We start from the raw sequence: 24,357 nt of genomic DNA on the forward strand, positions 1-24,357 counted from the left end.
AATACATTTTATCTAAAAAAGTGTTCTGATACCTACCATATTAAAAATATTGGTAAAGCATTTTTCAAAAACCTTAAGAGCGAAAGAATCTTATCCGTTACGAGTGACCGTTCAATATTTTCGTTAGATAATGTGCAGTTTTGCTCTGTTTGTTTTTCGCCACATTTTCCGGTATGTCCGCTACTACGATATTTCCTCCTTCTTCACCAGCGCCAGGCCCCATATCTATGACCCAATCGCTTTCCGCAATGACTTGCATATCATGTTCCACCACAATTACGGTATTGCCGGCATCGACCAATCTGGCTAATTGAAGTTGTAATTTTTCTACATCAGTTGGGTGTAAGCCTGTTGTTGGCTCGTCTAGAATATAGAGTGTTTTTCCTCGATTTAGACGCTGCAGTTCTTTTGCCAATTTTATACGCTGGGCTTCACCACCGGAGAGTTCCGTGGCGGGTTGCCCTAGGCGTAAATAACCCAACCCTACTTCTTGCAGTACTTTGAGGGGGCGCATTACCCGTTCTTCCTCATTAAAAAAATCTGCGGCTTCGTTTACGGTCAGACCTAGAACCTGAGCAATATTTTTTTTGTTATAGGTAACCTCTAAAGTCTCGGGGTTATAACGTGTGCCCTCACAAACTGGGCAAGGCGCGTACACGCTGGGCAGAAATAAGAGCTCTACCATGACAGCGCCTTCGCCTTCACAATTGGGACACCGTCCTTTTCCTACATTAAAAGAAAAACGCCCGGCTTTATACTTACGTGATTTGGCCAATTTTGTAGTGGAGAACAATTTTCTTACTACATCGAACAAGCCGGTGTAGGTGGCCAAGTTGGATCGTGGTGTTCTACCGATCGGTTTTTGGTTGACTACGACCATGCGTTTTAGATGTTTTGAACCTGCGGTGATTTCTCCGCCTTGTATTGCTGTTACTTCCGGTGAAAGTGGGTCATCCCCTTCTTCCTCTTTTTCAGTAGCAATAGTGTTTCCTAGTTGAGCGGACATCAATTCTACCAAGACCTGACTTACCAAACTACTTTTCCCTGAACCTGAAATACCGGTAACACATGTCATCACGCCCAAAGGGAAGGAGGCCTCAAGATTGTTTAAGTTGTTTTTGGTGATTCCGTTTAAGGTCAGCCATCCTGTTGGCTTTCGAGTTTTTGATTTTTTAAAAGGAAGGTCTTTAAAAAGATGCTCCCTAGTTTTCGATTTTGAAACATTTTGCAACCCGGCAGGAGGTCCGCTATAAAGAATCTCTCCACCACCTTCGCCCGCATCGGGACCTACATCTACCAACCAATCCGCATGGCGTACCACATCTAATTCGTGCTCCACAACAAAAAGGGAATTACCGCTTGCTTTCAGTCGGTCCAATGTTTTTAACAAGGCCTCGGTATCCGCAGGATGCAATCCCGCAGAAGGCTCATCTAGCACATAAACCACACCAAATAGATTACTACGTACCTGGGTCGCTAACCGTAGACGTTGGTGTTCACCGGCAGATAGGGTAGGTGTGCTTCGTTCCAATGATAAATATCCTAGCCCCAGTTCCAGCAAAACATCCAATCTTGCCACCAGGTCTTCGGCAATACGCTGTGCCACCAGCGTTTTCTCTTTGTGACTTTTAGCCAATTCAGTTAGGCCCGGCGCAGAACCATTTCCATAAGGAGTGAAGATGGCAAGTAGTTTTTTCAACGGTAACCTAGAAATATCGGCAATATCATAGCCAGCAAAAGTCACGGAAAGGGACTCTGGGCGTAGGCGTTTGCCATGACAGGTAGGGCACTCGCTACTAATCATGTATTTAGAAACACGCTTTTTCATTAAAGAACTTTGCGTATTGGCAAAGGTGTGCAACACCAGTTTTTTTGCACCCGAATAGGTACCCATATAACTGGGTTCGTGTTTGTTTTCGATGGCAAATTGAAGTTCTTCTCTATTTAAGTTTCGATATATCGGCACTTTTGGTTGTTCGTCTGTAAATAAAATCCAGTCACGATCTTTCTGTGGAAGGTCTTTCCAGGGGGTATCTACATCATAACCCAGTGTCACTAAAATATCCCGTAGATTTTTACCCTGCCAAGCCTTGGGCCATGAGTCTATAGCACCTTCCCTAATAGTTAAGGTGTCATCAAGCACCATACTCTTTTCGGTAACTTGGTAGACCCTACCAAGCCCGTGACATTCGGGGCAAACGCCTTCCGGAGTATTGGTCGAAAATGAATCTGCATACAAAATGGGCTGATTCGGCGGATAATCGCCTGCACGAGAATACAACATGCGCAACAGATTCGACAAGGTAGTCACGGAACCAACAGAGGAGCGGGTAGTTCCCGAACCGCGTTGCTGCTGTAAGGCAACCGCAGGGGGCAAACCTTCAATCTCATCAACTTCAGGTATGGGCATTTGATGAAATAGACGACGGGCATAAGGTGACACGGACTCGAGATATCTTCGTTGCGCCTCGGCATATAGAGTGCCAAAAGCAAGAGAGGACTTGCCAGAACCCGAAATGCCGGTAAATACCACCAGTGCATCACGCGGAATTTCTAGACTTACATCTTTGAGATTATGTTGTCTTGCGCCACTAATGGCGACAAAACCTTCTTTTTGCGCTCTTTCTTCATGCCTTTTCTCCATGCGGCCGAATATACCAAGAATCTATTGATATGGCTTTTAAGTTGCCCCTATTAATGAAGATGACCGATTAAATATCTGAGAGCAAATAACTTAGTGCCTCCAAATAACCTGAGTATGGGTTTTATAAGTATCTTTAAATGCAAGTTTGGTGAAGTATCGAAAGTACCTGGTATAGAAGGGCTTCTAATTAGCAATACTTCAAAGAGTACTCGAATTTCATTGCATAACGAATAATAAAATCGAGCAATATTAGCCGACCGACCCACATACAAGAAGTGCTTCATGAACTGGATCGCATTATAGATGATGCCATCGCAAATAACGACCGTCTGGGCTTTTTTGCTTATTTGTACAGAAGGGTTACTGCCGAAATACTGAATGAAGTTCAATTGGGAAACTTTGAAGACAACGAACGAATGGAAATCTTTGATGTTGCGTTCGCCAACTATTATTTAGACGCTTATAGCGGTCACCTAAATAACCTGAAAATAAGTAAGTCTTGGGATTTTGCTTTTAAATCTAAAAACGAACCTTTGACTATTCTACAGCATATTTTACTCGGTATCAATACGCATATTAATCTTGATTTAGGTTTGGCGGCAAGTGCTGCCATGCAAGGGCAGGAGATAGTCGACATTCAAAACGATTTCAATAAGGTAAATACCATACTCTTTAACATGGTGAACGAAATGCAAGACCGATTGAGTCGCGTATCGCCCATGTTGTTCTTATTGGACCTTGTGGGTAAAAATTCAGATGAAAAAGTAATCAATTTTAGTTTACAGAAGGCCAGGGAATTATCATGGTACAATGCCAATCTTTTATGGGGATTAGGTACCGGACATCAAAACGATGCCATCAACCAAATGGATTTGGCAGTACTAGGTTTGGGAAGAGTTATCACATCGCCAAAATCTAAAATAGTTTCCTTTATACTTCGTATGATGGGCCGTTTCGAAGAAAAAAACGTGGGTACGGTAATTTCCAAATTAAGGCAAGATTAAGGCATTTTCTGCCCTGATTATTGCGCTAATTCTAATCAACACTTTACTTACCATTTCGGACTTTCATCTTTAAAAATGATTCTATAATAACATATAACTTATAAACGCTGAATTGATTAAAAGCGTTCTATTAATTTTGTGGCTCATTTACTTGACACAATTTTAGAAGCTTGCTAGAGAAAAGACGACAATTGCCCCAAGAACAATTTATAGAAGAAGATTACTTCATTTATTGTTTAGAAGGGGTTGAAGAAATAGAGACGGACAAGGTTACCGAAGCACAACAAAATTTGGAGCAATTGGCCATGAAATTTGGTATTGCAAGCATTTATAAAACATGCGATACTATTGAAGGATTAGAAGACAGCTTAAATGCCCTTGTCTTAGATGATCATAATTTCAAGGATTACGAAATTATTTATCTGGTCATGGCCGGTGAAGCCAATAGCATTTGCCTAAATGGCTATTACTATAATTTACAGGAAATCGCAGAACTGTTTGAAGGCCGATTAAAGGGAAAGATCTTACACTTTTCTAATGCAAAAATTTTAGATTTGGATGAAGACGAAGCGCAGTATTTTTTAGATGTCACCAATGCAAAAGCGATTTCTGGCTACGGAAATGCATATAACGGAATTAGCAGTGCCAATCTAGATAAGGTATTCTTTCACTTATTTAAAGAAGATGATGATATGTTCGAGGTAGTTGAAGAGCTACACCAGAGACATTACAATGTCTGTAAATTACTTGATTTCAGGTTGTATTATTAAGCCTTTAAACTACCGAGTTCATGGTCTCAAATGATTCTAATCTCAATTAGTTCCTAGAGGCCCTAAATTCCTTTGGGGAATGCCCCACTTTTTGCTTGAACAAGCGACTAAAATGTTGGGGGTATTTAAACCCTAGTTCGTAGGCAATCTCACTCACCGATTTGGCAGGGTCAAATACCCTTTCTTTGGCTACTTCGATAAGTTTGTTCTGAATGTACTCTTGAGCTGATTTTCCAGTCTCCTTTTTTACAAGATCCCCGAAATAATTGGAAGATAGGTATAACTGATCGGCAAAATAACCTACCGAGGGCGTGCCGTGTTTTTGGGGCTTATCAGATTTGAAATACTCGTTCAACAATTCATTGAATTTAGTCATGAAAGTCAGGTTCTCCACTTCACGGGTCAAAAACTGACGGTCGTAGAATCGCATGCAATACTCTAAAAGCAGTTCAATATTTGACACGATCAATTTTTTGCTATGCTTGTCAAAGTTCTGTTCCAACTCATACTGAATTTTATCTAACAGGCTCAAAATAACCGTTCGTTCTTTAGCCGATAGGTGCAGTGCTTCCTTAACGGAATAAGAGAAAAAACTAAAATCCTCAATTTTACGTGCCAGCTCGGTACCCAGAAGTAAATCGGGGTGAAAAAGGAGTGCGTACCCTTTTGGACGAAAATTGGGGTCGTCATACGATAAACCAACCATTTGCTCCGGTGCCACAAAGACCAAAGTTCCTTTATCATAATCGTAGGCCTTTCCCCCGTACTTCATTTTACACCCTTTGGCATCCTTAAGAAACAGGGCATAACAATTAAAATTTAACGCATCATATTTTTTAATGACCTTACTTTCATCACCTACCTTCTCAAAATCTACCAAACCCACCAAAGGATGTAAAATCTCTTGGTTTCGTAAATTGAGATAATCGCCGACTGAATTGATGTCCAAAATATTTTTCATACTTGAAATGATTGTTAGCTAAAGATAATGTATTGTGTTCAAGCAAATCAAATCGACATTATCACATCTGTAATAGTGGTATGAACATCCGTAATTGGGGTACGCCTATTGCTTTTAATGATGGTATTTTTGAAGAAGCAAGTATATAATTTTAAAATCATACAAATGAGAACACTTATTATTACAATGTTTATAGTGCTATTTAGCTCAACATCCTTCGCGCAAAATGTAACTTTTGAAAAAGAAATCAAAGAACTTTCCAAAGCCAAATGGCAATGGATGGCCGATAAGGATGTGGATAAGCTTGCAACGCTTTTCCACGATAAATCTAAATTCGTACACATGAGCGGATCTTGGAAAAAGGATAGGGAACTTGAAATCATCGAATCGGGAAGTATTTGGTACAAAAACGCCGATGTGCATGACGTGGCCGTAGAAACATTTGGCGACGACACCGCAGTACTTTGGAACCGCATTACACTGACGGCACATGTAAGGGGAAATGATGTTGAAAATGAGTTTACGGTGACCGAATTCTATAAAAGGGATGGCAACGATTGGAAATTGCTCGACCTTACCTTTAGCAGTGTACGAGATACCCATAAAATTGAACACTAAAATTAAAGAACAGAATGATGAACAAAAAAAGGATTTTATTCGTACTGATTGCTTTTTTGGGCATACCAATGGCCATGGCACAATCCATGGATGTTGAAAAGGATATCAAGGAACTTTCCACCCAAAAATGGCAATGGATGGCCGATAAGAATGCCGATAGCCTTGCCGTGCTTTTTCACAACAAGGCCAAATTTGTTCATATGGGCGGTACTTGGGGTAAAGACCGAGAGGTAGATATTATTAGAGGCGGATTCATTCACTACAAAAAGGCAGATGTACATGAGGTAATGGTTGAAGTGTTGAACGACAATACCGTAATTTTATGGAACCAAATCACCTTATTGGCAGTCGTTGGCGAACGGGATGTAACCACGCCATTTATGGTGACGGAAGTTTATGTAAAGGAGGATAATAGTTGGAAATTGGCCAATCTGACTTTTAGCAAACTAATGACAAGAGATTAAAGTATCACTTCTAAATACAGTTACATCTAAAAGAGAAACTCTTATTCAATTCTTCCTGTAAAATGGGTAGCTAAATCTGTAATATAGGTAGTTTAATGACTAATGCTCTTAATTACCTTTGATTGAGTACGTTCTGGCATTTGAAATATGGAGGTAGTAAATAAATATTTGATGTTATGGTAACGGCCTAATTTTTTAATAAGACTTAAAAAACTATGGAAAAAAATAAAAAAACAACATCAGGAAGAAGAGGATTTCTTTCAAAATCCGCTCTTTTGGGTGCAGGTATGGCAGCAGCACCGTTGGCTTTTGCGAACCCAAATAGAATTTCAGAAAAAACCTCATTACAAAATACGATCAAAAAACAGGGTAAAAGAATGTTGGGCAGCCTTGAAGTTTCCCCCATAGGTTTGGGTTGCATGAGTATGAAGAGTGGTAGTTATAACCCTCCCTTGGAAAATAAAGACATGATACCTGTAATTCGTGGTGCGGTAGATTTAGGGGTTACATTTTTTGATACCGCAGAGGTTTATGGTCCGTTTACCGATGAAAAGCTTGTTGGCAAGGCATTGGCACCGGTAAGGGATAAAGTTGTAATTGCCAGTAAATTCGGATTTAGTTTTGAAAATGGTGAAAGAGCGGGCCGTAATAGTCGCCCTGAACATGTTCGCAATGCGGTAGAAGGCATGTTGAAACGATTAAAAACAGACCGCATCGATTTATTGTACCTGCATCGGCTGGATCCCAACGTTCCCGTTGAGGAAGTTGCCGGAACGGTCAAGGACTTGATAAGGGAAGGTAAGGCCTTGCATTTTGGTCTTTCAGAAGTATCACCTACAACCATCAGAAAGGCTCATGAGGAACAAACAGTTTCGGCATTGCAAAGTGAATATTCACTTATACAACGTGCCCTCGAAAATGAGGTCATTGACACGTGCGGGGAACTGGGTATCGGTTTTGTGCCTTGGGGTCCTGTGTGTAGAGGCTTTTTAGGCGATAAGTTCAACGAATACAGTCGTTTTTCCGAAGATTCCCGTTTTGCAGCGGTTCCTTATTTTACCCCAGAGGCCATAAAGGCACATATGAAAGTTTTGCAGTTTGTTCGAGAATGGGGCAGAAAGAAAAATGCGACCCCTGCCCAAATCTCATTAGCTTGGTTGTTAAGTCAAAAACCCTTTATTGTACCGATACCAGGTACTACCAAATTGCATCATGTGAAGGAGAATCAAGGAGCTTTGAGTATTACTTTTTCGGATACGGAATTAAAGGAATTTGGGGAGGTGTTAGAAAAAATACCCTTGGTCGGTGTCAGAGGGCCTGAAACCGCATTGATAGATCAATAAAAACGAAATGAATAAATCGTTGCTGTTTTTCATCCTTTTTTCTTTCTGTTTCCAAAACGGGGCGGGTACTGAACAGCGGCAAACATCGAATAGCATCTTGATTGTTTATTTGTCGCGCACCAATAACACCAAGGCTGTTGCAGAGATGATACACAATGAGTTCGGCGGTGATTTGGTAGCGGTAGAATTGCAGAATCCCTATCCAGAGAACTATGATACCATGGTAAGACAAGTAGCAGAGGAAAATGCAAGTGGATTTTTACCTCCTTTAAAAACGAAGGTAGATATGGGTCAATATGATACTATCTTCTTTGGGTTTCCGACTTGGGGCATGCAACTGCCGCCGCCCATGAAAAGTTTTTTAACTGAAAATGACTTGGAAGGAAAGGCAATAATTCCATTTAATACCAATGCTGGTTACGGATTGGGCAGTAGTTTAAAAACAATTCAGAAACTAAGCCCCGATAGTACCATTCTAGATGAATTCTCGGTTAAGGGGGGAGTGGAAAGGGATGGAATTTATTTTGTGATGGTAGGAAAACGCGAAATAGAGGTCAGGGAGGCAGTACAAAAATGGCTGCATCGAATAATGGTTGTAAAGAATTAAAATACCGCACATTAAAGAAGCAGAATTCGATAACAACGAAAACATGATAGATCTTGGGTTACATAGAGTTTGGTTGACGGCAATTTATAGTATGATTTTCGCTATGACTTTTGCACAGGAAAAAGGGCCTTATGGTGATGAAAACCTCTTGGAAAATATGATGGTACGTATCGCCGAAGTTGAAGTGGAAGCGGATTACCTTGATGAATATATTTCTATTTTAAAAGAGGAAGCAGCAGCCTCTGTCCGCTTAGAGCCCGGTGTCATCTGTATATATCCCATGTTCGAAAAAGAAAATCCGGCCCAAATTCGATTGTTGGAAATCTATGTAGACAAAGCCGCTTACGAATCGCATCTGCTTACCCCTCATTTCAGACATTATAAAAAGTCCACGCTCCCTATGGTAAAATCATTGCGATTAGTTGATATGGAGGCGATTGACAAAAAGACTATGGCTACCATCTTCAAGAAGATAAATATGCAATGAAGTTGTACTAATAGCATTGAAACAACATAAATTAACAGAACAGTATCGGATTATAATATCCTAAATCTCATTAAATCAGTAACTTTAAAGCAGTCTCTATAAACAAAAACATCATGGCAAACTTCACACTAAACATCAACGGAAAAAATAAGGAGGTAGATGTTGATCCTAATACACCCATGCTCTGGGTATTGCGAGACCACCTCAAATTGGTCGGTACCAAATATGGTTGCGGTATTGCACAATGTGGGGCATGTACCGTTCATTTAGGAGACAATGCCGTACGATCTTGTCAATTACCGGTTTCAGTGGTAGGCGAACAGAAAATCACGACCATCGAGGGACTATCGGAAAATGCCGACCATCCCGTACAAAAAGCATGGTTAGAGGTCGATGTTCCCCAATGTGGCTATTGCCAAGCGGGACAGATCATGACCGCCTCGGCCTTGTTGAAACAGAATCCGAATCCTTCTGACCCAGAAATCGAAACCGCCATGAACGGCAATATCTGTCGCTGTGGCACCTATACTCGAATAAAAAAAGCAGTAAAAATGGCGGCAACAATCGAAGCAGACTCCTAATTCAAAAAATATAGCACCATGACACACGTAAAAACACAAATAGGGAGAAGAGCATTTCTAAAAAATACTGGTTTGGCCAGTGGAGGATTGATCATTGGTTTCAGTTGGTTGAATTCCTGTAAGCCCAAGGCAGTACCTGAAAAGGAAATGGAGATGGCCTTGGAAATGCCAAAGGAATGGTCAGAGTTTAATAGCTATATCAAAATTGGAGAAAATGGTGCGGTGACTTTGATGGCACCCAATCCGGAATTCGGTTCCAATGTAAAAACATCATTGCCCATGATATTGGCCGAGGAATTGGATGTAGATTGGAAAATGGTCTTGATAGAACAGGCGAATTTCCATCCTGAAAAATTCGATCGCCAATTTACGGGAGGTAGTCAGGGCGTTCGCACAGGGTGGCCAGGGCTTCGGTTAGCTGGTGCCACCGCACGCCAAATGTTGCTTATGGCAGCGTCCCAAAAGTGGAACGTACCCGTTTCAGAATTGACCACAAATAACGGAACGGTCTATCATAAAACGACTGAGCAAGAAATAGGTTACGGTGAATTGGCTTCTTTGGCCAAAGACATTACCCTACCCGAGGAGCAAGATGTACCTTTAAAAGATGTGAGCGACTTTAAAATAGTCGGTGTTTCCAAAAAAAATGTGGATACCAAAAATATTATCACAGGAAAACCACTTTTTACTATGGATTTGCAAGAGGATGGCATGTTGGTCGCCATGATTGCCCTTCCACCTTTTGGTATGAAAATTAAATCCGTAGATGACTCGGTCGCCAAATCTATGCCCGGCATCAAAGATGTATTTACCATACAAACTTTACAGGATGATTATGAGCGCAACTTTTTTGATACCACTACCCATACCAAAATAGCCGTTGTGGTAGGAAACAGTACATGGGAAGTAATGCAGGCAAAAAAAGCCCTACGTATGGAATGGGAAGAAATTTCGGATTCTGAATTTGTAATGGCCGGTTTTCGAGGTAAAACCACGATTAAAGTGCCCGCTGGGCTTGAAAGTACCGAGAAACATAATGCAAAAATGCAGGAGATGTCTTTGAAAAGAGGGAATGTTCTTAGAAGGGACGGTAATCCGGAAGAGGCGTTCCAAAATGCGGAGAAGATTCTAGAACGAACTTATACGGCACCCTATTTGGCCCATAACTGTATGGAGCCCGTCAACTGCTTTGCCGACGTGACCGAAAATGAGGCCGTACTTCACGCACCGATTCAAGCTCCTGAGCTTATTTCTGGCACCCTGGCCGCTAGGTTAGGACTTCCTGAGGAAAACATTCATGTAAACCTGACCCGAATGGGGGGCGGTTTTGGTCAGAGGGCTTATGGCCACCATTTGGTAGAAGCAGCGGTAATCTCCCAAAAAATAAATGCTCCCGTAAAATTGGTCTATACTCGTGAAGATGATATGAGCTATGGTATCTACAGACCGACCTATACAGCAACCTACAGGGCTGCCTTGGACAAGGATAATAATGTCATCGGTTTTCATGTACGTGGGGGTGGTATACCGGAGCATCCCGTCGCGGCCAACCGTTTTCCTGCTGGAGCTATCGATAATTATTTGGCCGAGGGATGGGCTTTGGAATCTAATATAACCATAGGAGCATTCAGGGCACCACGTTCCAACTTTATTGCCGGTGCCGAACAATCCTTTTTAGATGAGCTAGCAGAGACCATGGGCAAAGACCCTATTGATTTTAGGTTAGAACTGCTCGATAGGGCCATGAAAAACCCCGTAGGCGAGAACAACGACTACGAGGCTGAGCGTTATGCCGGTGTGCTGAAATTGGTCAAGGAGAAATCGGGTTGGAACCAGAGCGAAAAACCAGGAATACATAGAGGGGTTTCCGCCTATTTTTGCCACAACAGTTATGTGGCGCAAGTCTTGGAATTGTCTATGGAAGGTGAAATGCCAAAAATGGAAAAAGTAACGGCCGCGATTGATTGTGGTATTGTCATAAACCCCGATTTTGCGACCAATATGGCCGAAGGTGGTATTGTAGATGGTATTGGGAACGCCATGTTCGGTGAAATGTCATTCACGAATGGAGTGCCCGACCATAAAAACTTTGACACCTATCGTATGATCAGGTTCAGCGAGGCACCAAAAACGATTGAGGTGCATTTTGTACAGAACGAAATCGACCCAACAGGATTGGGAGAACCACCCTTTCCACCGATTTTTGGAGCCTTGGCCAATGCGCTTTATAAGGCGACGGGACAACGGCATTATCGACAGCCTTTTGTTACCGAAAAACAAATTATAGGCTAGCCATCAGAGACTGCACACATTTTAAATTAGAGTATGAAAGTAAGGTTGATGTTTTATTTGTTACTGGTATTTGGTAATTTCTTAGGAGCTCAAGACTTAAGCAGCACTAAAGATTCCTTATCCTCACAGGAAAAAAGCATCATAAAAATTGCGAGTTATACGGCGCAAGGTGATTTGTTACGATTGAAAACGGCTTTGAACGATGGGCTAAACAACGGATTAACCATTAACCAAACCAAGGAGGTTTTGGTGCATCTGTATGCTTACGCCGGTTTTCCCAGAAGTATACGCGGTTTACAGACCCTTTTACAAGTATTGGAAGACCGGAAGAATACCGGAAAAATGGACGAGAGGGGAGTTGAAGCATCTCCAATTACCGATACGCGCAGTAAGTATGAACGCGGAAAGGAAATCTTGGAAACCTTGGTAGGCCGCTCATTGGATGGCCCAAAACCTGCCTATCAAGAATTTTCACCGGAAATGGACCGTTTCTTAAAAGAACATTTGTTCGCAGATATTTTTGAGCGTGATGTACTCAACCATAAAGAGCGTGAACTGCTCACCATTTCCGTAATAGCCAGTTTAGGTAATTTAGAGCCTATGCTTGCAAGCCATTTCAACCTATGTTTAAATGTGGGCTGGCAGCCCGGTCAATTGCATGAATTCATCAAGATTTTAGATGAAACTACAACTGAAGAAAGTAATAAGACAGCCAAAACGGTACTTTATAAAGTACTTGACAATCGATAAGAATACTGATGCCGAGATGAAGATACCACCCCTTTATATGACATTTTTTATGTTGGCCCTTTTAATGGGTTGTTATGAGCCAAAAGAAATTCATGAGGATGCTGCCCTATTTTCGAAAGGCGAAAAAATCACCAATGATAAATTTACGGGCACCGCCTGGCTATATATGTTGGCCACACCGGATAGTTTAAATGCCATGTACGCGGGTTTGGTCACTTTTGAACCTGGGGCACGAACCAATTGGCATTCGCATCCCACTGGGCAAATTCTCATTGCTACCAAAGGTGAAGGCTATTACCAAGAAGAAGGAGAAAGTAAACGCGTGCTTCGCCAAGGCGAAACTATAAAATGCTTACCCAACATAAAACATTGGCATGGGGCAAGCTCCAATTCGGAATTTGCACATATTGCCATATCCGACCGGGAGAAAGGACCTGCACAGTGGTTTCAGCCCGTTACGGATAAAGTATATAATGGCAACTGAACAATACGCTATTCAAATTTAGTTTATTAAAATGTTGGTTTTTGAGACAAACTTTAGGCCCTAAGAAAATTTTTGGTGAAATGCGCAAGCAAATAGGTGTGACCCACGCAGTAAATTGTTGTCGGCTAGACGAAGCGAGGCCTATTTACAGGCTACGTAAGGATTAAAACACCTACTAATAGCCTTATTTCTGGAAGATTTTTTTAACGCCTTTAACTATAAGTAATACAACAAAGCCCACAACAAGACCCAATAGAAACTCCACCAACATAGCAGGTAAAGAGGGAAACAAGTGATGTAAAAAAGGAACATTGTGTGAAAAGATTCCGCCGGAAACCAGTAATAGGGCTATGGTACCAATAAACCCCAACGATTTTATTACTATGGGAAGGGCATTCACAAAAAAACGTCCCACCTTATCTGAAAAGCTGTTATCTTCTTCATTGAGGTTGATCAGTTTGACCCCGAATTCATCCATGCGAACAATTAGGGCAACGATCCCATATACACCTACGGTAGCCAACAGGGCCACCACAGATACTACCATGATCTGATTGACCAAAGGTGCTTCAATAACAGTACCCAAGGCTATGATTACAATTTCAACCGAAAGTATAAAATCCGTAAGAATGGCAGATTTTATCTTTTCCTTTTCAAGTTCCAGAATATCTTCTTTGGATGGCGCTTCGGTTTTGGCATGTGGTTGCTCATGGTCATGCGGCACAAAATACTCATAGATTTTTTCGGCACCTTCATAGGCCAGGTAGAGTCCACCAAGAATGAGGATAATGGTTACAGCCACTGGCAAAAAGGCACTTAAGAGAAAAGCAACGGGTAAAATAATGATTTTGTTGAGCAAAGAGCCTTTGGTAATGGCCCATAGTACCGGTAGTTCTCTTTTAGATACAAAGCCGGAAGCTTTCTCCGCATTTACCGCCAAATCATCACCTAAGATTCCTGCGGTTTTCTTGGTGGCTATTTTGCTCATTGAAGCAACATCATCTAACAAGGTTGCTACATCATCTAAAATTGCGAAAAACCCGGAAGCCATATAATTAATTTTGGGCAAAAATAGAATATGCCTTTTAGATTGAAGTATTCAATTAGCTAAAAAATGAACGTATTTTCATGAAAATTGGTAAACTCTAAAATAATGCCCAGACACTCTCCAATAGTAGAAACCTTACTTATTTAGTACTATTGCGCGTAGACATTTTACTTTAGAGATACTTTCTGTTCTGTATGCCCATCAATTTAGTAGTGTTAGCGTTACTTAGTATACCGTTTGCTTAGTGCTACCGGCTTGAGTATATCGTATTGAAAATTTAAAAGTATTTAAATTGGCTTTTAAATGTGCGAAATCGCTGCCATTCTCCCAAATAATATCTATTTCATTTTTAGCGGAATCATTAATTTTCATGCTGCCATTGAACGCATCACATGTATTACGCAATCTCATGATATTTAGCTGGTTTAGAACGATTTTCTTTTGAAGTCCAGCGGTTACCGCTTCCATGGTCAATGTAGTTCTGTTGATTTCTTTATGTCCGCCACTGCCCGCATTATCCGCAGCATCATAATCATTCTTACCTGCAAAAATATCCAAATACCAAACTTGGGGTATACCTGGCATAAACATTTGAATGGCCCTGGCCAATAGCAACTTTTGCTCGTTTTCGCCCAAAGCACTGAAAAATGTGGCGTTTACTTGGTAATAGGATATTTTTTCCCCTGATGGCCCATATAGATTCTTTACCCGACCTCCTCTCTCCATAATAGTGCTCATTATGGTTTCAATCTCCTTATCTTTTAGCAGGCCTTTTTGGTATGTTCCGGAGATTTCCTTTCCTTTTAGATCCAAGACCGGTATACCGTCATGGCAGCCCAACATATTTACCGTTCTATATCCCTTTTCTACAATCTCCCTTGCCCAAGTGAACAGTGCACTATGGTCTGAAGTTTCCAAAGTGTGTATCATTAATCCGGGCAGGAAAAAATCATATATCTGATACCCTTCATCCGCTACTTCATCATGTAAATGAAGACCATACTCGGCATGTATTTCCGGCAAAAGGGTCAATCCATTTTTCGTTGCTATTTGGTTGATCCTCTTTAAATAATCCCACGTACCGGGTTTATTAAAAAAGTTTGATTTACCGATCTCTTTATGCAAATAGGCAAAAGCATCTAAACGCAGAATAGAACAGCCATAGCTTTTTACCTTGGCCAATGTTTCTTCATAAAAGTCCCAAACTAATTGAGACTTGGCATTAACATCCATCTGGCCCAAAATACTATTGTTCTCATTATCTATTTTTTGATAAAAGGTATTCCAATAGGGTTGTTGGCTACCGTCGGGGAAAGGAACATTCAAAATGGGCAATCCTGCTTTTCTCATGAAGAGTTTATCTAAATACTCTTTCTTTGGTATGATTATGCCCTTATCGTTCAATTCTCCGTGACCTTTCCAGAAAGTATTCCAATTGATAAAAAAATCTTTGTATTTAGAGTGTTCCCCATTTTGAATCAAGTCTTTGAATTGTGGTGATGCCACCGATAAATGGTTAAGAACAATATCGAACTTCAACATAATGCCCAGTTCTTCTAAAGCCTTTAAATCATCTTTAGAAACTAGTTCTTCGTTAATGTTATAGTCAATAATCGAAAAACCTCTATCGAGGTCACTATTAAAAAAGGTAGGTAACACATAAAATAAGGAAAATACCTCTTTAAACTCGGGCATTCTAAGCATGGTAACCGTATCGCTAAGATTACTACCGATACTGTCTGGGTAGGCATTGAACATTACGCCATTTAAAATAGTATTGTTTGGTTTCATAACTGTGCTTGACAATGGTTATAATAGTTTTGACAAAATATCGATATTATCTGGCAATCGCCCAACATTCTGTAATTTTAAGGCTGCCAACTTCAATGCCACTTCAAGACATTCTTCGATTGTTTTTTCTTTAATATAGGCGAAAAGAAAACCGGACCAAAACGCATCTCCCGCTCCGGTAGTATCTTGTACTTTTTCTACTTTAATTGCAGGTAATGTTATAATTTCTTTCTCTTTTTGTGACAGTTTTACGCCTTTACTCCCCAGAGTTAAACAAACAATTTCCGCTCCTTCTGAATGAAAGAACTCGAAAATTTCATTGTGGGGCAGTTTTTTTTCAAACAAGCGCAGCATATCATCTTCACTAATCTTTATAAGCGGATTGAATTTACAATACGCTTTTATGACCTGAAGCGCCTGTTGTTGGCTAGACCACAGCTTTTTGGCATAATTTACATCAATGCTCAATTTACAACCGAGGTCAAAGGCTTCCTTGGCTTTTTTTAAAATGGTGCTCTGGGCCGGTTCTTTGCTTAGGGCAAAGCAGGTCGTGTGGTATATTCTAGTATTGGAGAGTGTTTCTTTGGTTATTTGCGAATCTACAATGCAATTATCTGCTTGTCTGTAAGGGATAAAATCGGGAGTGCTTTCCGACCGGGATACAAAGATTACACTGGTAGATGCTTCCTCCAGCTCACAAATATTATCCGTTTCGATTTGGGCCTCATCCAGTCTCTTGATTATATATTCTCCAAAACCATCGTTTCCTACAGTGGCCACCAATGAAGAACGAAGGCCTAATCGGGCACAATTCATGGCCACATTGGTAGCTGAACCTCCTAAGTATCTATGGTAATCTCTGGTATTATTTATAAGTACGCCCTGTTGGTGACCAATAAAATCAATAAGGACCTCTCCTACACTTAAAATATCTATCTTGTTGCTCAACACTTTTACTTTTTTAAAATAAGGAACTATAATTTTTTTTGTTTTCTTTGATCAAAAGCGTACAGACCGCGCTTATGAGCAACAGTACACCTGAAAAAGTAATGGCATTTCTAGGGTCATTGTCTAGCATGTTCTTCAAAATAAAGCCAAAAGACAATGTTTGTATGATCATGGGTATCACGATCATCATATTGATAATACCCATATAAACGCCATAACGTTCTTTGGGTATAGCGGCTACTACCATAAGGTAGGGAATACCCATCATACTTGCCCAACCAATACCAAAACCTGTTATAGCAAAGAATAGCAGGTTTTTATTTTCTATATGCGGAAATGCCAAAAACCCAACGGCGGCAATGACAAGGCAAAAGGCATGTACCTTTTTTGCGCTATATTTTTTGGCTAAACCAACTAGGGCGAATGCTACCAAAAAAGTAACAACGTTATACCACCCATTTACCAAACCTGTCCAACTTACCGCTTCACTATAAGCCTGGGTATTTTCAGGGGTAGCCTTCCAAACGGATAGGGCCACACTTTTAGATGAGTTTTGCCAATAGCAGAATAGGGCATACCATTGAAAAAGGTAAACCAAGGCCAATTGCCACATTACTTTGGGCATTTCCTTAACTGCCCTAAAAATTTCTATCAAAGGCTCCAAAATACTCTTGCTCTCCCTAATACGTTTTAATTCTTCTGCTGTTGGTGGTATTTCTTTGGTCTTGCTCATGCTCCACAATATGGTGGCTATAGAGCAGACGGCACCTAGGAAAAAGGAGGCGTATACCCAAGTGGGTAGAGAACCTGTAGTGCCAATAATAATAAGTGGGAATATAAACAGCGATACATTGGCAAGTACCTGGCCCAATCCCGTAAAAAAACTTTGCATCTGAAAGCCCAAAGGCTGCTGTTCTATATCCAGCTTATCGGCTATAAGGGCTCTATAAGGCTCCATGGCCGTGTTATTTCCTACGTCTAAAATCCATAATAGACCGGCCGCCATCCAAAGAGTGCTGCTATATGGGAATGCAAATAAGGTGAGGCTACATAGAATGGCGCCAATAAGAAAATAAGGCTTTCGCCTACCAAATTTTGGACTCCATGTTTTATCACTAAGGGCGCCAATAATGGGTTGCACCAATAGACCTGTCACCGGACCTGCAAGGTGTAAAATGGGAATTTGATCCGGACTTGCCCCTAGAAAGTCGTAAATAGGTGTAACTGCACTTTGCTGAAGACCAAAGCTGTATTGAATGCCAAAAAAGCCGACATTCATGTTCAGTATCTGCCAAAAACTAAGTTTAGGTTTTTTAAGCATCGTTTAAGGTCTAGTTTGCAATCTTATTTAAGAAGGCCTCAAAATCGCTATCGTTCATAAATAGTTGTCCATTTTTATCAATCACCGGTAACGCTATTTGATCGGTTGATAATCCTGCTTTTTGAACCTTGATCAACATTTCCCGTTGTTTTACAATGTTTATATCTACGTCATAGTATGTGAACTCTATTTGTTTGCTGGTAAGAAACGACTTGGTGTCTAAACAAAAGTGGCAGGTATCACTTCCATAGATAATAATGCTTTCAGCATTTGTTTTTGATGTTGAATCCTGTTCATTATCAAGTGTCACCTCTTGGCCTAAACAGCTTACACTTAAAAATAGGGTCAAGCAACAGGTAATTAGAAAATCTTTCATCTTTAATCTTTCATGTTTAAGAAAAAAGAGTTGGTCCTTTAACAATTCCCAACTCTTTTCATCAACAAAACTTAAACGCTATATTATTTAGAACTTGTATTGTAGCGATAAAGTGGAAGATCTACCACTGATCGATCTTGCCCTTACCAAACGGTCTGCACCAAAAGCACCGTCACCATTTCCTTCTACCTCTGTTATACCAACGGTATCAAAAAGGTTGTTCACACTCAATACCAATGAAAGTCCTTTGGTCAATCCTGCCCTTCCAATAAGGTTAAAGTATGCATAGCCAGGTATGACCAAATCATTGTCATCTTGGGCATACGACTTAGAGGTACCCAATACGCTCAACACAACTGCATGTTGCTTGGTAGCTCCAAAGTTGTAGGAAGGAGAAAGGTTATACACAAAATCTGCTTGTCTTCTAGGCGTGTTACCTTCATTGTCTCCACCATCGATTTCAGCTTTGGTCCAAGTGAGGGAACCGTTCACGGAAAAGTTCTCTCCAAAGGCTAGAGCGGTTTCCGCTTCAATACCCAGGGCCTTAAACGGATTGCCTACCGTTCTATTCAATTCATTGCTAATACCTTCATCAGTATTACTTATAAAACCGGTAAGATTGAGACTTCCGTTATTAAGTCTTTTCTTGACACCTACTTCAAGTTGCGAAAGCTCGTCGAATTGAACATCGGCCAAACCATCTGCACCATAGGTATTTCTATCGGCAGCCCTACCTGATGCACCTTTACTATATCTTGTAAATACCGCCGCACCATCGTTGATTTTATAGTTAAGACCTGCGGAGTAGGATACAAAATTGTAGCTATCATTAACGATTTGTCCTGCATTACCAGCAATTATGGGTACAACTTGTTCAATTCCTTGAATAACACCATCACCATCATAGTCATAAGAACCTTGACTAGTTGGACCAGCTTGAATTGTTCCGTTAACATTTACGTTCTCAAAACGTACACTACCATCAAAGTTCAATTTTTCGGTAATACCGGCATCGATACCAACATAAGGAGAGTTCACGTTATGTACCGTATTGTATTTACGCTGGCAGCAGTTGCCCCAGACCGGGGTTCCGTAGGAATATTGTCCATTTCTTGAAAATCCGTCAAAATCAGCCAATCTGGCTTCTCCATCTCCCTTGACCTCAGAGATAAAAGAGCTCCATTGCCATCCTATTTTGGTGTTCTGCGTTGCCGTAAACAAACCAGCGGTAAGCCCAATATTATCACCTAGCTTTTTGGTAATCTTTGTATCGCTAAAGAAATTGCTCAAATCATCTACGGTAACATCGAACATGTGTATGATCTGTGCCAATCCGTTTTCCGGATTAAATGCCTCCCTAGCTCCATCGGAATATACCAAGGCCTCAGTTCCGGCTCCGGCGGCAGCCCTTGCCGTAGCATCAATTTCGGCCACCGTGCCCACAGCGGCGGTGAACGGAGCTACCCATTGCCCGCTATTATTTGAGTATCTTGCCTTTCCGGCTATTTTCCAATCGTTACCTAAATCAAATGAAAATTCTGCACCCAATGCTTTAGAAATAGGGTTGTTACCATTTCTAACATCGTTCACATGTCTACCGCCACCATCAAAAGGATTGGTTCCCGCACTTTGCTGTAAGTAGGCCGATTGGGTTGCGTCTCCGGTAATATCGAAACCAGGTAAATTGGAGTAGGTAGGGTCGTCATTGTTCCCTTCCAACAACATAGGCATAGGTAGGTACATGACCGATCTATCATTCAAGAATTTGGCATAAACACGCACGTAGCCGCTATTGAATTCTTTGGTGATGTTCGCTTTGAACTGCCCACCTTTGTTTCCTTGGTACCCGATATCCCTTGGTCCTTCACCGGTTCTCATAAAACCTCCCATATGAAAGGTGAGTCCGTTACCGATGGGAGAACCATATTCAAAATCAAGTCTACTGGTTTGATAATCCAATCCGAAGGTTGTTGCCAATGAACCTCCTTCAGTTTTACCAGTCTTACTGATCATGTTGATGATACCGGCAGGTCCGTTAGAAGTTTGAGTCGATGCAGACCCCCCTCGAATGGCCTCTACTCGGCCAATATTGGAATCGATTCGCAAGAAGTTATCGGCATTTCCGAAAGAGGTATCACCGAATAAGTTGAGAGGTAGTCCATCTTCCTGAATCTGAAAATACCTAGAACCACCAGAAGATACAGGCACCCCACGAACGTTAAAGTTAGCGTTACCTTCACCACCTGAAGATTCTGCACGAATACCCGGTATGTTTCTAAAAAGTTCACCCGCACTTCTAGGCGCCGCATTTTCAATTCGCTTGGCACCCATCGTAGAAACCGAGATACTCGATTCTAACTTTGATTTGGGGTTGACCACCCCGGTAATCACTACTTCGTCAAGAGATTCCGCATCTTCTTGCATACTGAAATTCAAGGTTTGGTCGGCGCCATTGATTTCAATGGTTTTAGACATCTTTTTAAACCCTAGGTAAGAAGCGGTCAAGGTATAGGTACCATCCTCTAAATCGGTTATGGAATAATTACCGTCAAAATCGGTAACCGTACCGTTGGTAGTACCGTCTATAATAATGTTTACTCCGCCCAAGGGCACTTCTGCCTCGTCTGTTACCGTACCGGATATAGATTGTGCAGTTGCCACACCCCCCGAAAGCAATAACAAAATCAATAAAATCGCATTGTTTTTAATTAAACTCATTGGTCTTCATTTTAATTATTCAATAATTTCAATACTTAATTCTTCACGAATCTATTTTTATAGTGCATTCAAATTGTGAATAAAAGAATCGAAATGGTTTTCGAAATCACCGAAAACCATTTCGATTTCTATTTTTTAGTTTAAATTGAACTTTATAATCCGATTTTTATGAATCCCGTAACCCTAAAGCAGATAGCTGAAGAATTGAATATTTCCGTTGCTACTGTATCAAAAGCTCTTAAAGACTATCCTGATGTAAGTAAGAAGACCAAGGCTTTGGTAAAAGAACTTGCAAGAACCTTAAACTATAAACCCAATACTTTTGCGGTCAATCTGCGTACCAGAGAATCTAAGACCATAGGTTTGGTCATACCGGTAATTGTTCATCACTTCTTCTCCAATGTCATTAAAGGTATTGTGGCGCAGGCAGAAAAAAAGGGATACCTGGTCATCATCCTTCAGTCCAATGAATCTTACGAACTGGAAAAAAAACAGATCGATCTTTTATTGAATCAGCGAGTAGATGGCATCATCATATCCTTGGCCAACGGCACTGCAGATTTTACGCATTTAAAGCACGTTTTAGAAATGGGGAAACCCCTGGTTATGTTCGATAAGATCGCTAAGATCGTTCCCTGTTCAAAGGTGGTCATAGATGATAGAAAGGCCGCTTATCTCGCCACCCAGCATTTGATAGATACCCGCTGTACACGCATTGCGCATTTTAGGGGCGCGCTTTTACCACAAAATTCTATCGACCGATTTTTAGGGTATAAAAAGGCCTTGTTAGACAATGGGCTACCGTACGATCCCTCTTTGGTGTATATATGTGAATGTGACGACCGAAGCTTTGAAGAGGGACAGGAAAATGCCCGGCAACTTTTAAAAGATCATAATGATGTGGACGGTATCTTTATCAATACCGATTTGGTGGCCATTGGGGCCATGACCGAATTTAACAAGCAGGGCGTAAACGTTCCGGAAGATATTGCCATAGTTGGCTTTAGCAACTGGTTCATGTCTTCAGTTATATCTCCAACTTTAACTACGATCAACCAGCCAGGAGTACAAATGGGCAAAGCCGCCTTTAAAAGGTTGTATAGGGAAATTAAGGCCATTAAAAAGAACAAACCCATTGCTCCCAAGGTAATTACCCTTGAAACGGAATTGATAAAAAGAGAATCTACCAAATAAGGGCTGATTCTAAGTTATATATGTTTCCCCTAGTACTTCAACGGTTATAGCCTCGGTATTTAGGTACGGTCTGTTTTTGATAAACTTAATATATTTAGGGAAATTTTGAGAGTAGAACTTCAACTGTTCCTACAATCAAACGACCTAAGCCAATTGTATGTTACGAAACTTCCCTTTTATGCTATTGCTCTGTTTGTTCATCAGCGTTTCCTGTAAAGATGAGAAAAAGAAGAACTTTGAATTAAAACGCTCCAAAGAACTGGCTGCAAAGAACAAGGTACACAACCAACTGTTGGCTATTGAAAAAGAGCAGGGGTGGAAGTTACTTTTTGATGGGGAAACCCTTAACGGATGGCACCTGTTCAACAATCCGGATTCTACCCAACTTTCTGCTTGGGAAGTACGGGATGGATTTATTTTCTGTAATGCAACGGATGAAAGCAGGGTATATGGTGATTTGGTGACCGATACCGATTATGAGAACTACGAACTTGTTTTTGAATGGCAAATGGGCCTGAGAGGCAATGGTGGGGTTTTTGTGAATGTACAGGAGACTCCCCAATTTAAGACCACTTATGAAACGGGACCGGAATACCAATTGTTGGAGCCTTCCCATATGGATACCAAAACCCCTCTTAAAAGACCTGGATGCCTTTGGGGGCTTGCTCCGCAAATAACGGAGGTAGAAGCCAACCCGGTAGGGCAGTGGAACCAGACCAAGATTGTACAGCAAGATGGCAAAATAACCTTTTACCTCAATGGTAAAAAGACCGCCGAAGCCGATTTCAATTCTCCCGAGTGGTCAAAATTGGTAGCCCAATCCAACTTTAAGGACCGACCCCATTTCGGAAAAGCCACCAAAGGTAAAATAGCCCTACAGAACTGGTATTTTGAATCGAAGTTTCGCAATATGAAGTTGAGAGAGTTGTAGGTTGAATGTTTTATATTTATGGGTTTTAATGATGTGTAACAACTAAATCTTCTTTAATGTCTTGTTTAAAAACCACATACATTTCTAGTTTTGCCTGCATATTATGGTTCTTGGCTTCTTGCTCTAGTGAAAATGTAGAAGAACAACCCTTGGATGCAGCATCAAAAGAAGAAGAAATCGTTGAAGAAGTAGAGAATGAGAGTTTGCTCTCTTTTACCATAAACGGTGAAACTAGAACTACTCGTGCCGGTAAGCCTTTTGCTGCTTTTATTGAAATTACTACTGAAAACGGCAAGGAGTATGCCTTTGGCATTTCTGGGGCCGATTCCAATGATGACCTCGAGAGATGGGGATTCAGCACAAGTTTTTCTTCTGCCGATTCCGATTTTATTGTTGAAGGTATTACTGTCAGCTCCGCTGAATCGAATTTTGAAGATTTAAATATTTCTGGAGCATATGAAGATAGTCTGGTTAGAATACCCGAGAACGAAGTTCTTTTAACCGCAAAATTTAATGAAGACCTATTTTACCATTTTCAAATCATAGAGATCAATGAGGAGAACCAAATGGTATCGGGTACTTTCAGTATGGATTTATTGGACATTGAATCAAATGAAATTATGGAAATTCGCGATGGAATCTTTACCAACGCCGAATATATTCAAGAGGTAATAGAACCCAACTAATTTATCATTTAAACTTCCATTTAGGAAAGTTTGCAAGCCCGTAAGGGGTATGAATATCTCTTTGCTTTCTCGAAGAAAACGAACATCTTTCCTATACTGAAGTTTTGCGCTGTTTTACGCATTGCCAGCCGCACTGGTCTCGCCGCCACTATAAAAAGCCGACCAGGCTTTCCATATTGTCGCGTGTACTATAATGTTCTGCGTTATGTAACTTTGCTTGGGTAAAGCAAAGTTTTCCTCACTACACTTTCTTCAAATTTTTCTTCTAAAAGTTTCCTCTTAAAAGGTAATGGAACACTTATTATGCGAACCGACGGAAGGAGGGGAGTGTAATGTGTG

At 40.9% G+C, this 24,357-nt stretch carries 22 protein-coding genes; 14 read left to right on the forward strand and 8 right to left on the reverse strand.

Going from position 1 to position 24,357, the window contains the following annotated elements; all coding sequences use genetic code 11:
- Positions 1 to 97: 97 nt before the first annotated feature.
- Positions 98 to 2,644 (reverse strand): excinuclease ABC subunit UvrA, encoded by a 2,547-nt coding sequence (uvrA, locus tag IV512_RS02845; RefSeq protein WP_209400405.1) that lies wholly within the window; start codon positions 2,642 to 2,644, stop codon positions 98 to 100.
- Positions 2,645 to 2,919: 275 nt separating this feature from the next.
- On the opposite strand from uvrA, the gene IV512_RS02850 reads away from it, so the two are divergent.
- On the forward strand, positions 2,920 to 3,648 hold the full coding sequence (locus IV512_RS02850; protein WP_209400407.1) for a DUF5995 family protein: 729 nt from the start codon (positions 2,920 to 2,922) through the stop codon (positions 3,646 to 3,648).
- Positions 3,649 to 3,818: 170 nt separating this feature from the next.
- The gene (locus IV512_RS02855) at positions 3,819 to 4,418 is read left to right on the forward strand and encodes a DUF6642 family protein (RefSeq protein WP_209400409.1); all 600 of its coding nucleotides are present in this window, start codon (positions 3,819 to 3,821) and stop codon (positions 4,416 to 4,418) included.
- 46 nt (positions 4,419 to 4,464) lie between these two features.
- Here the strand turns inward: IV512_RS02855 and IV512_RS02860 are convergent, their stop codons facing one another.
- The gene (locus tag IV512_RS02860; protein WP_209400410.1) at positions 4,465 to 5,379 is read right to left on the reverse strand and encodes an AraC family transcriptional regulator; all 915 of its coding nucleotides are present in this window, start codon (positions 5,377 to 5,379) and stop codon (positions 4,465 to 4,467) included.
- A 165-nt stretch (positions 5,380 to 5,544) separates the two neighbouring features.
- On the opposite strand from IV512_RS02860, the gene IV512_RS02865 reads away from it, so the two are divergent.
- The 9 genes from IV512_RS02865 to IV512_RS02905 all read left to right on the forward strand — a co-directional run bounded on the left by IV512_RS02865 (position 5,545) and on the right by IV512_RS02905 (position 13,005).
- Positions 5,545 to 5,997: a nuclear transport factor 2 family protein gene (locus IV512_RS02865; RefSeq protein WP_209400411.1), complete on the forward strand. Its 453-nt coding sequence runs from the start codon at positions 5,545 to 5,547 to the stop codon at positions 5,995 to 5,997.
- A 14-nt stretch (positions 5,998 to 6,011) separates the two neighbouring features.
- Entirely contained in the window at positions 6,012 to 6,461 is a 450-nt protein-coding gene (locus tag IV512_RS02870; protein WP_245224648.1) for a nuclear transport factor 2 family protein, read from the forward strand.
- 215 nt (positions 6,462 to 6,676) lie between these two features.
- A complete protein-coding gene (locus IV512_RS02875; RefSeq protein ID WP_209400412.1) occupies positions 6,677 to 7,804 on the forward strand; it encodes an aldo/keto reductase in 1,128 nt (375 codons plus the stop codon).
- 7 nt (positions 7,805 to 7,811) lie between these two features.
- Positions 7,812 to 8,411 carry a flavodoxin gene (locus IV512_RS02880; protein WP_209400413.1) on the forward strand — a complete coding sequence of 200 codons (600 nt, stop codon included), beginning with the start codon at positions 7,812 to 7,814 and terminating at the stop codon, positions 8,409 to 8,411.
- 43 nt (positions 8,412 to 8,454) lie between these two features.
- The gene (locus tag IV512_RS02885) at positions 8,455 to 8,898 is read left to right on the forward strand and encodes a putative quinol monooxygenase (protein ID WP_245224649.1); all 444 of its coding nucleotides are present in this window, start codon (positions 8,455 to 8,457) and stop codon (positions 8,896 to 8,898) included.
- A gap of 113 nt (positions 8,899 to 9,011) precedes the next feature.
- Complete coding sequence (locus IV512_RS02890; protein ID WP_209400414.1) at positions 9,012 to 9,479, forward strand: (2Fe-2S)-binding protein; 468 nt, start codon at positions 9,012 to 9,014, stop codon at positions 9,477 to 9,479.
- An 18-nt stretch (positions 9,480 to 9,497) separates the two neighbouring features.
- A complete protein-coding gene (locus tag IV512_RS02895) occupies positions 9,498 to 11,771 on the forward strand; it encodes a xanthine dehydrogenase family protein molybdopterin-binding subunit (protein ID WP_209400416.1) in 2,274 nt (757 codons plus the stop codon).
- A 33-nt stretch (positions 11,772 to 11,804) separates the two neighbouring features.
- Positions 11,805 to 12,521: a carboxymuconolactone decarboxylase family protein gene (locus IV512_RS02900; RefSeq protein ID WP_209400418.1), complete on the forward strand. Its 717-nt coding sequence runs from the start codon at positions 11,805 to 11,807 to the stop codon at positions 12,519 to 12,521.
- Between the two features lie 16 nt (positions 12,522 to 12,537).
- Positions 12,538 to 13,005 carry a cupin domain-containing protein gene (locus IV512_RS02905; protein WP_209400420.1) on the forward strand — a complete coding sequence of 156 codons (468 nt, stop codon included), beginning with the start codon at positions 12,538 to 12,540 and terminating at the stop codon, positions 13,003 to 13,005.
- Between the two features lie 184 nt (positions 13,006 to 13,189).
- Here IV512_RS02905 and IV512_RS02910 read toward each other — a convergent pair whose 3' ends face one another.
- The 6 genes from IV512_RS02910 to IV512_RS02935 all read right to left on the reverse strand — a co-directional run bounded on the left by IV512_RS02910 (position 13,190) and on the right by IV512_RS02935 (position 21,207).
- Complete coding sequence (locus tag IV512_RS02910; RefSeq protein WP_209400422.1) at positions 13,190 to 14,056, reverse strand: DUF808 domain-containing protein; 867 nt, start codon at positions 14,054 to 14,056, stop codon at positions 13,190 to 13,192.
- A 222-nt stretch (positions 14,057 to 14,278) separates the two neighbouring features.
- On the reverse strand, positions 14,279 to 15,844 hold the full coding sequence (gtfA, locus tag IV512_RS02915) for a sucrose phosphorylase (protein ID WP_209400424.1): 1,566 nt from the start codon (positions 15,842 to 15,844) through the stop codon (positions 14,279 to 14,281).
- A gap of 18 nt (positions 15,845 to 15,862) precedes the next feature.
- Positions 15,863 to 16,795, reverse strand: coding sequence for a PfkB family carbohydrate kinase (locus tag IV512_RS02920; protein ID WP_209400426.1), 933 nt, complete (start codon positions 16,793 to 16,795; stop codon positions 15,863 to 15,865).
- Between the two features lie 10 nt (positions 16,796 to 16,805).
- Positions 16,806 to 18,113 carry an MFS transporter gene (locus IV512_RS02925; protein ID WP_209400429.1) on the reverse strand — a complete coding sequence of 436 codons (1,308 nt, stop codon included), beginning with the start codon at positions 18,111 to 18,113 and terminating at the stop codon, positions 16,806 to 16,808.
- Positions 18,114 to 18,123: 10 nt separating this feature from the next.
- On the reverse strand, positions 18,124 to 18,489 hold the full coding sequence (locus tag IV512_RS02930; RefSeq protein ID WP_209400431.1) for a glutaredoxin domain-containing protein: 366 nt from the start codon (positions 18,487 to 18,489) through the stop codon (positions 18,124 to 18,126).
- 87 nt (positions 18,490 to 18,576) lie between these two features.
- Positions 18,577 to 21,207, reverse strand: coding sequence for a TonB-dependent receptor (locus IV512_RS02935; RefSeq protein WP_209400433.1), 2,631 nt, complete (start codon positions 21,205 to 21,207; stop codon positions 18,577 to 18,579).
- Between the two features lie 168 nt (positions 21,208 to 21,375).
- Between IV512_RS02935 and IV512_RS02940 the strand changes: the two genes are divergently transcribed.
- The 3 genes from IV512_RS02940 (at position 21,376) to IV512_RS02950 (ending at position 24,018) form a co-directional block, all read left to right on the forward strand.
- Entirely contained in the window at positions 21,376 to 22,401 is a 1,026-nt protein-coding gene (locus IV512_RS02940; RefSeq protein ID WP_209400435.1) for a LacI family DNA-binding transcriptional regulator, read from the forward strand.
- A 157-nt stretch (positions 22,402 to 22,558) separates the two neighbouring features.
- On the forward strand, positions 22,559 to 23,332 hold the full coding sequence (locus IV512_RS02945) for a DUF1080 domain-containing protein (RefSeq protein ID WP_209400437.1): 774 nt from the start codon (positions 22,559 to 22,561) through the stop codon (positions 23,330 to 23,332).
- Between the two features lie 56 nt (positions 23,333 to 23,388).
- On the forward strand, positions 23,389 to 24,018 hold the full coding sequence (locus IV512_RS02950; protein WP_209400439.1) for a hypothetical protein: 630 nt from the start codon (positions 23,389 to 23,391) through the stop codon (positions 24,016 to 24,018).
- Positions 24,019 to 24,357: the final 339 nt, after the last annotated feature.

Source organism: Pseudozobellia sp. WGM2 (genome assembly GCF_017810075.1).
GTDB lineage: Bacteria > Bacteroidota > Bacteroidia > Flavobacteriales > Flavobacteriaceae > JADNYK01.

Bases quoted from the DNA above. Each gene is read 5' to 3' on its own strand.
- uvrA (WP_209400405.1), bottom strand. From the start codon at position 2,644: ATGGAGAAAAGGCATGAAGAAAGAGCGCAAAAAGAAGGTTTTGTCGCC.
- IV512_RS02860 (WP_209400410.1), bottom strand. From the start codon at position 5,379: ATGAAAAATATTTTGGACATCAATTCAGTCGGCGATTATCTCAATTTA.
- IV512_RS02865 (WP_209400411.1), top strand. From the start codon at position 5,545: ATGAGAACACTTATTATTACAATGTTTATAGTGCTATTTAGCTCAACA.
- IV512_RS02870 (WP_245224648.1), top strand. From the start codon at position 6,012: ATGATGAACAAAAAAAGGATTTTATTCGTACTGATTGCTTTTTTGGGC.
- IV512_RS02875 (WP_209400412.1), top strand. From the start codon at position 6,677: ATGGAAAAAAATAAAAAAACAACATCAGGAAGAAGAGGATTTCTTTCA.
- IV512_RS02880 (WP_209400413.1), top strand. From the start codon at position 7,812: ATGAATAAATCGTTGCTGTTTTTCATCCTTTTTTCTTTCTGTTTCCAA.
- IV512_RS02885 (WP_245224649.1), top strand. From the start codon at position 8,455: ATGATAGATCTTGGGTTACATAGAGTTTGGTTGACGGCAATTTATAGT.
- IV512_RS02890 (WP_209400414.1), top strand. From the start codon at position 9,012: ATGGCAAACTTCACACTAAACATCAACGGAAAAAATAAGGAGGTAGAT.
- IV512_RS02895 (WP_209400416.1), top strand. From the start codon at position 9,498: ATGACACACGTAAAAACACAAATAGGGAGAAGAGCATTTCTAAAAAAT.
- IV512_RS02900 (WP_209400418.1), top strand. From the start codon at position 11,805: ATGAAAGTAAGGTTGATGTTTTATTTGTTACTGGTATTTGGTAATTTC.
- IV512_RS02905 (WP_209400420.1), top strand. From the start codon at position 12,538: ATGAAGATACCACCCCTTTATATGACATTTTTTATGTTGGCCCTTTTA.
- IV512_RS02910 (WP_209400422.1), bottom strand. From the start codon at position 14,056: ATGGCTTCCGGGTTTTTCGCAATTTTAGATGATGTAGCAACCTTGTTA.
- gtfA (WP_209400424.1), bottom strand. From the start codon at position 15,844: ATGAAACCAAACAATACTATTTTAAATGGCGTAATGTTCAATGCCTAC.
- IV512_RS02925 (WP_209400429.1), bottom strand. From the start codon at position 18,113: ATGCTTAAAAAACCTAAACTTAGTTTTTGGCAGATACTGAACATGAAT.
- IV512_RS02930 (WP_209400431.1), bottom strand. From the start codon at position 18,489: ATGAAAGATTTTCTAATTACCTGTTGCTTGACCCTATTTTTAAGTGTA.
- IV512_RS02935 (WP_209400433.1), bottom strand. From the start codon at position 21,207: ATGAGTTTAATTAAAAACAATGCGATTTTATTGATTTTGTTATTGCTT.
- IV512_RS02940 (WP_209400435.1), top strand. From the start codon at position 21,376: ATGAATCCCGTAACCCTAAAGCAGATAGCTGAAGAATTGAATATTTCC.
- IV512_RS02945 (WP_209400437.1), top strand. From the start codon at position 22,559: ATGTTACGAAACTTCCCTTTTATGCTATTGCTCTGTTTGTTCATCAGC.
- IV512_RS02950 (WP_209400439.1), top strand. From the start codon at position 23,389: ATGTCTTGTTTAAAAACCACATACATTTCTAGTTTTGCCTGCATATTA.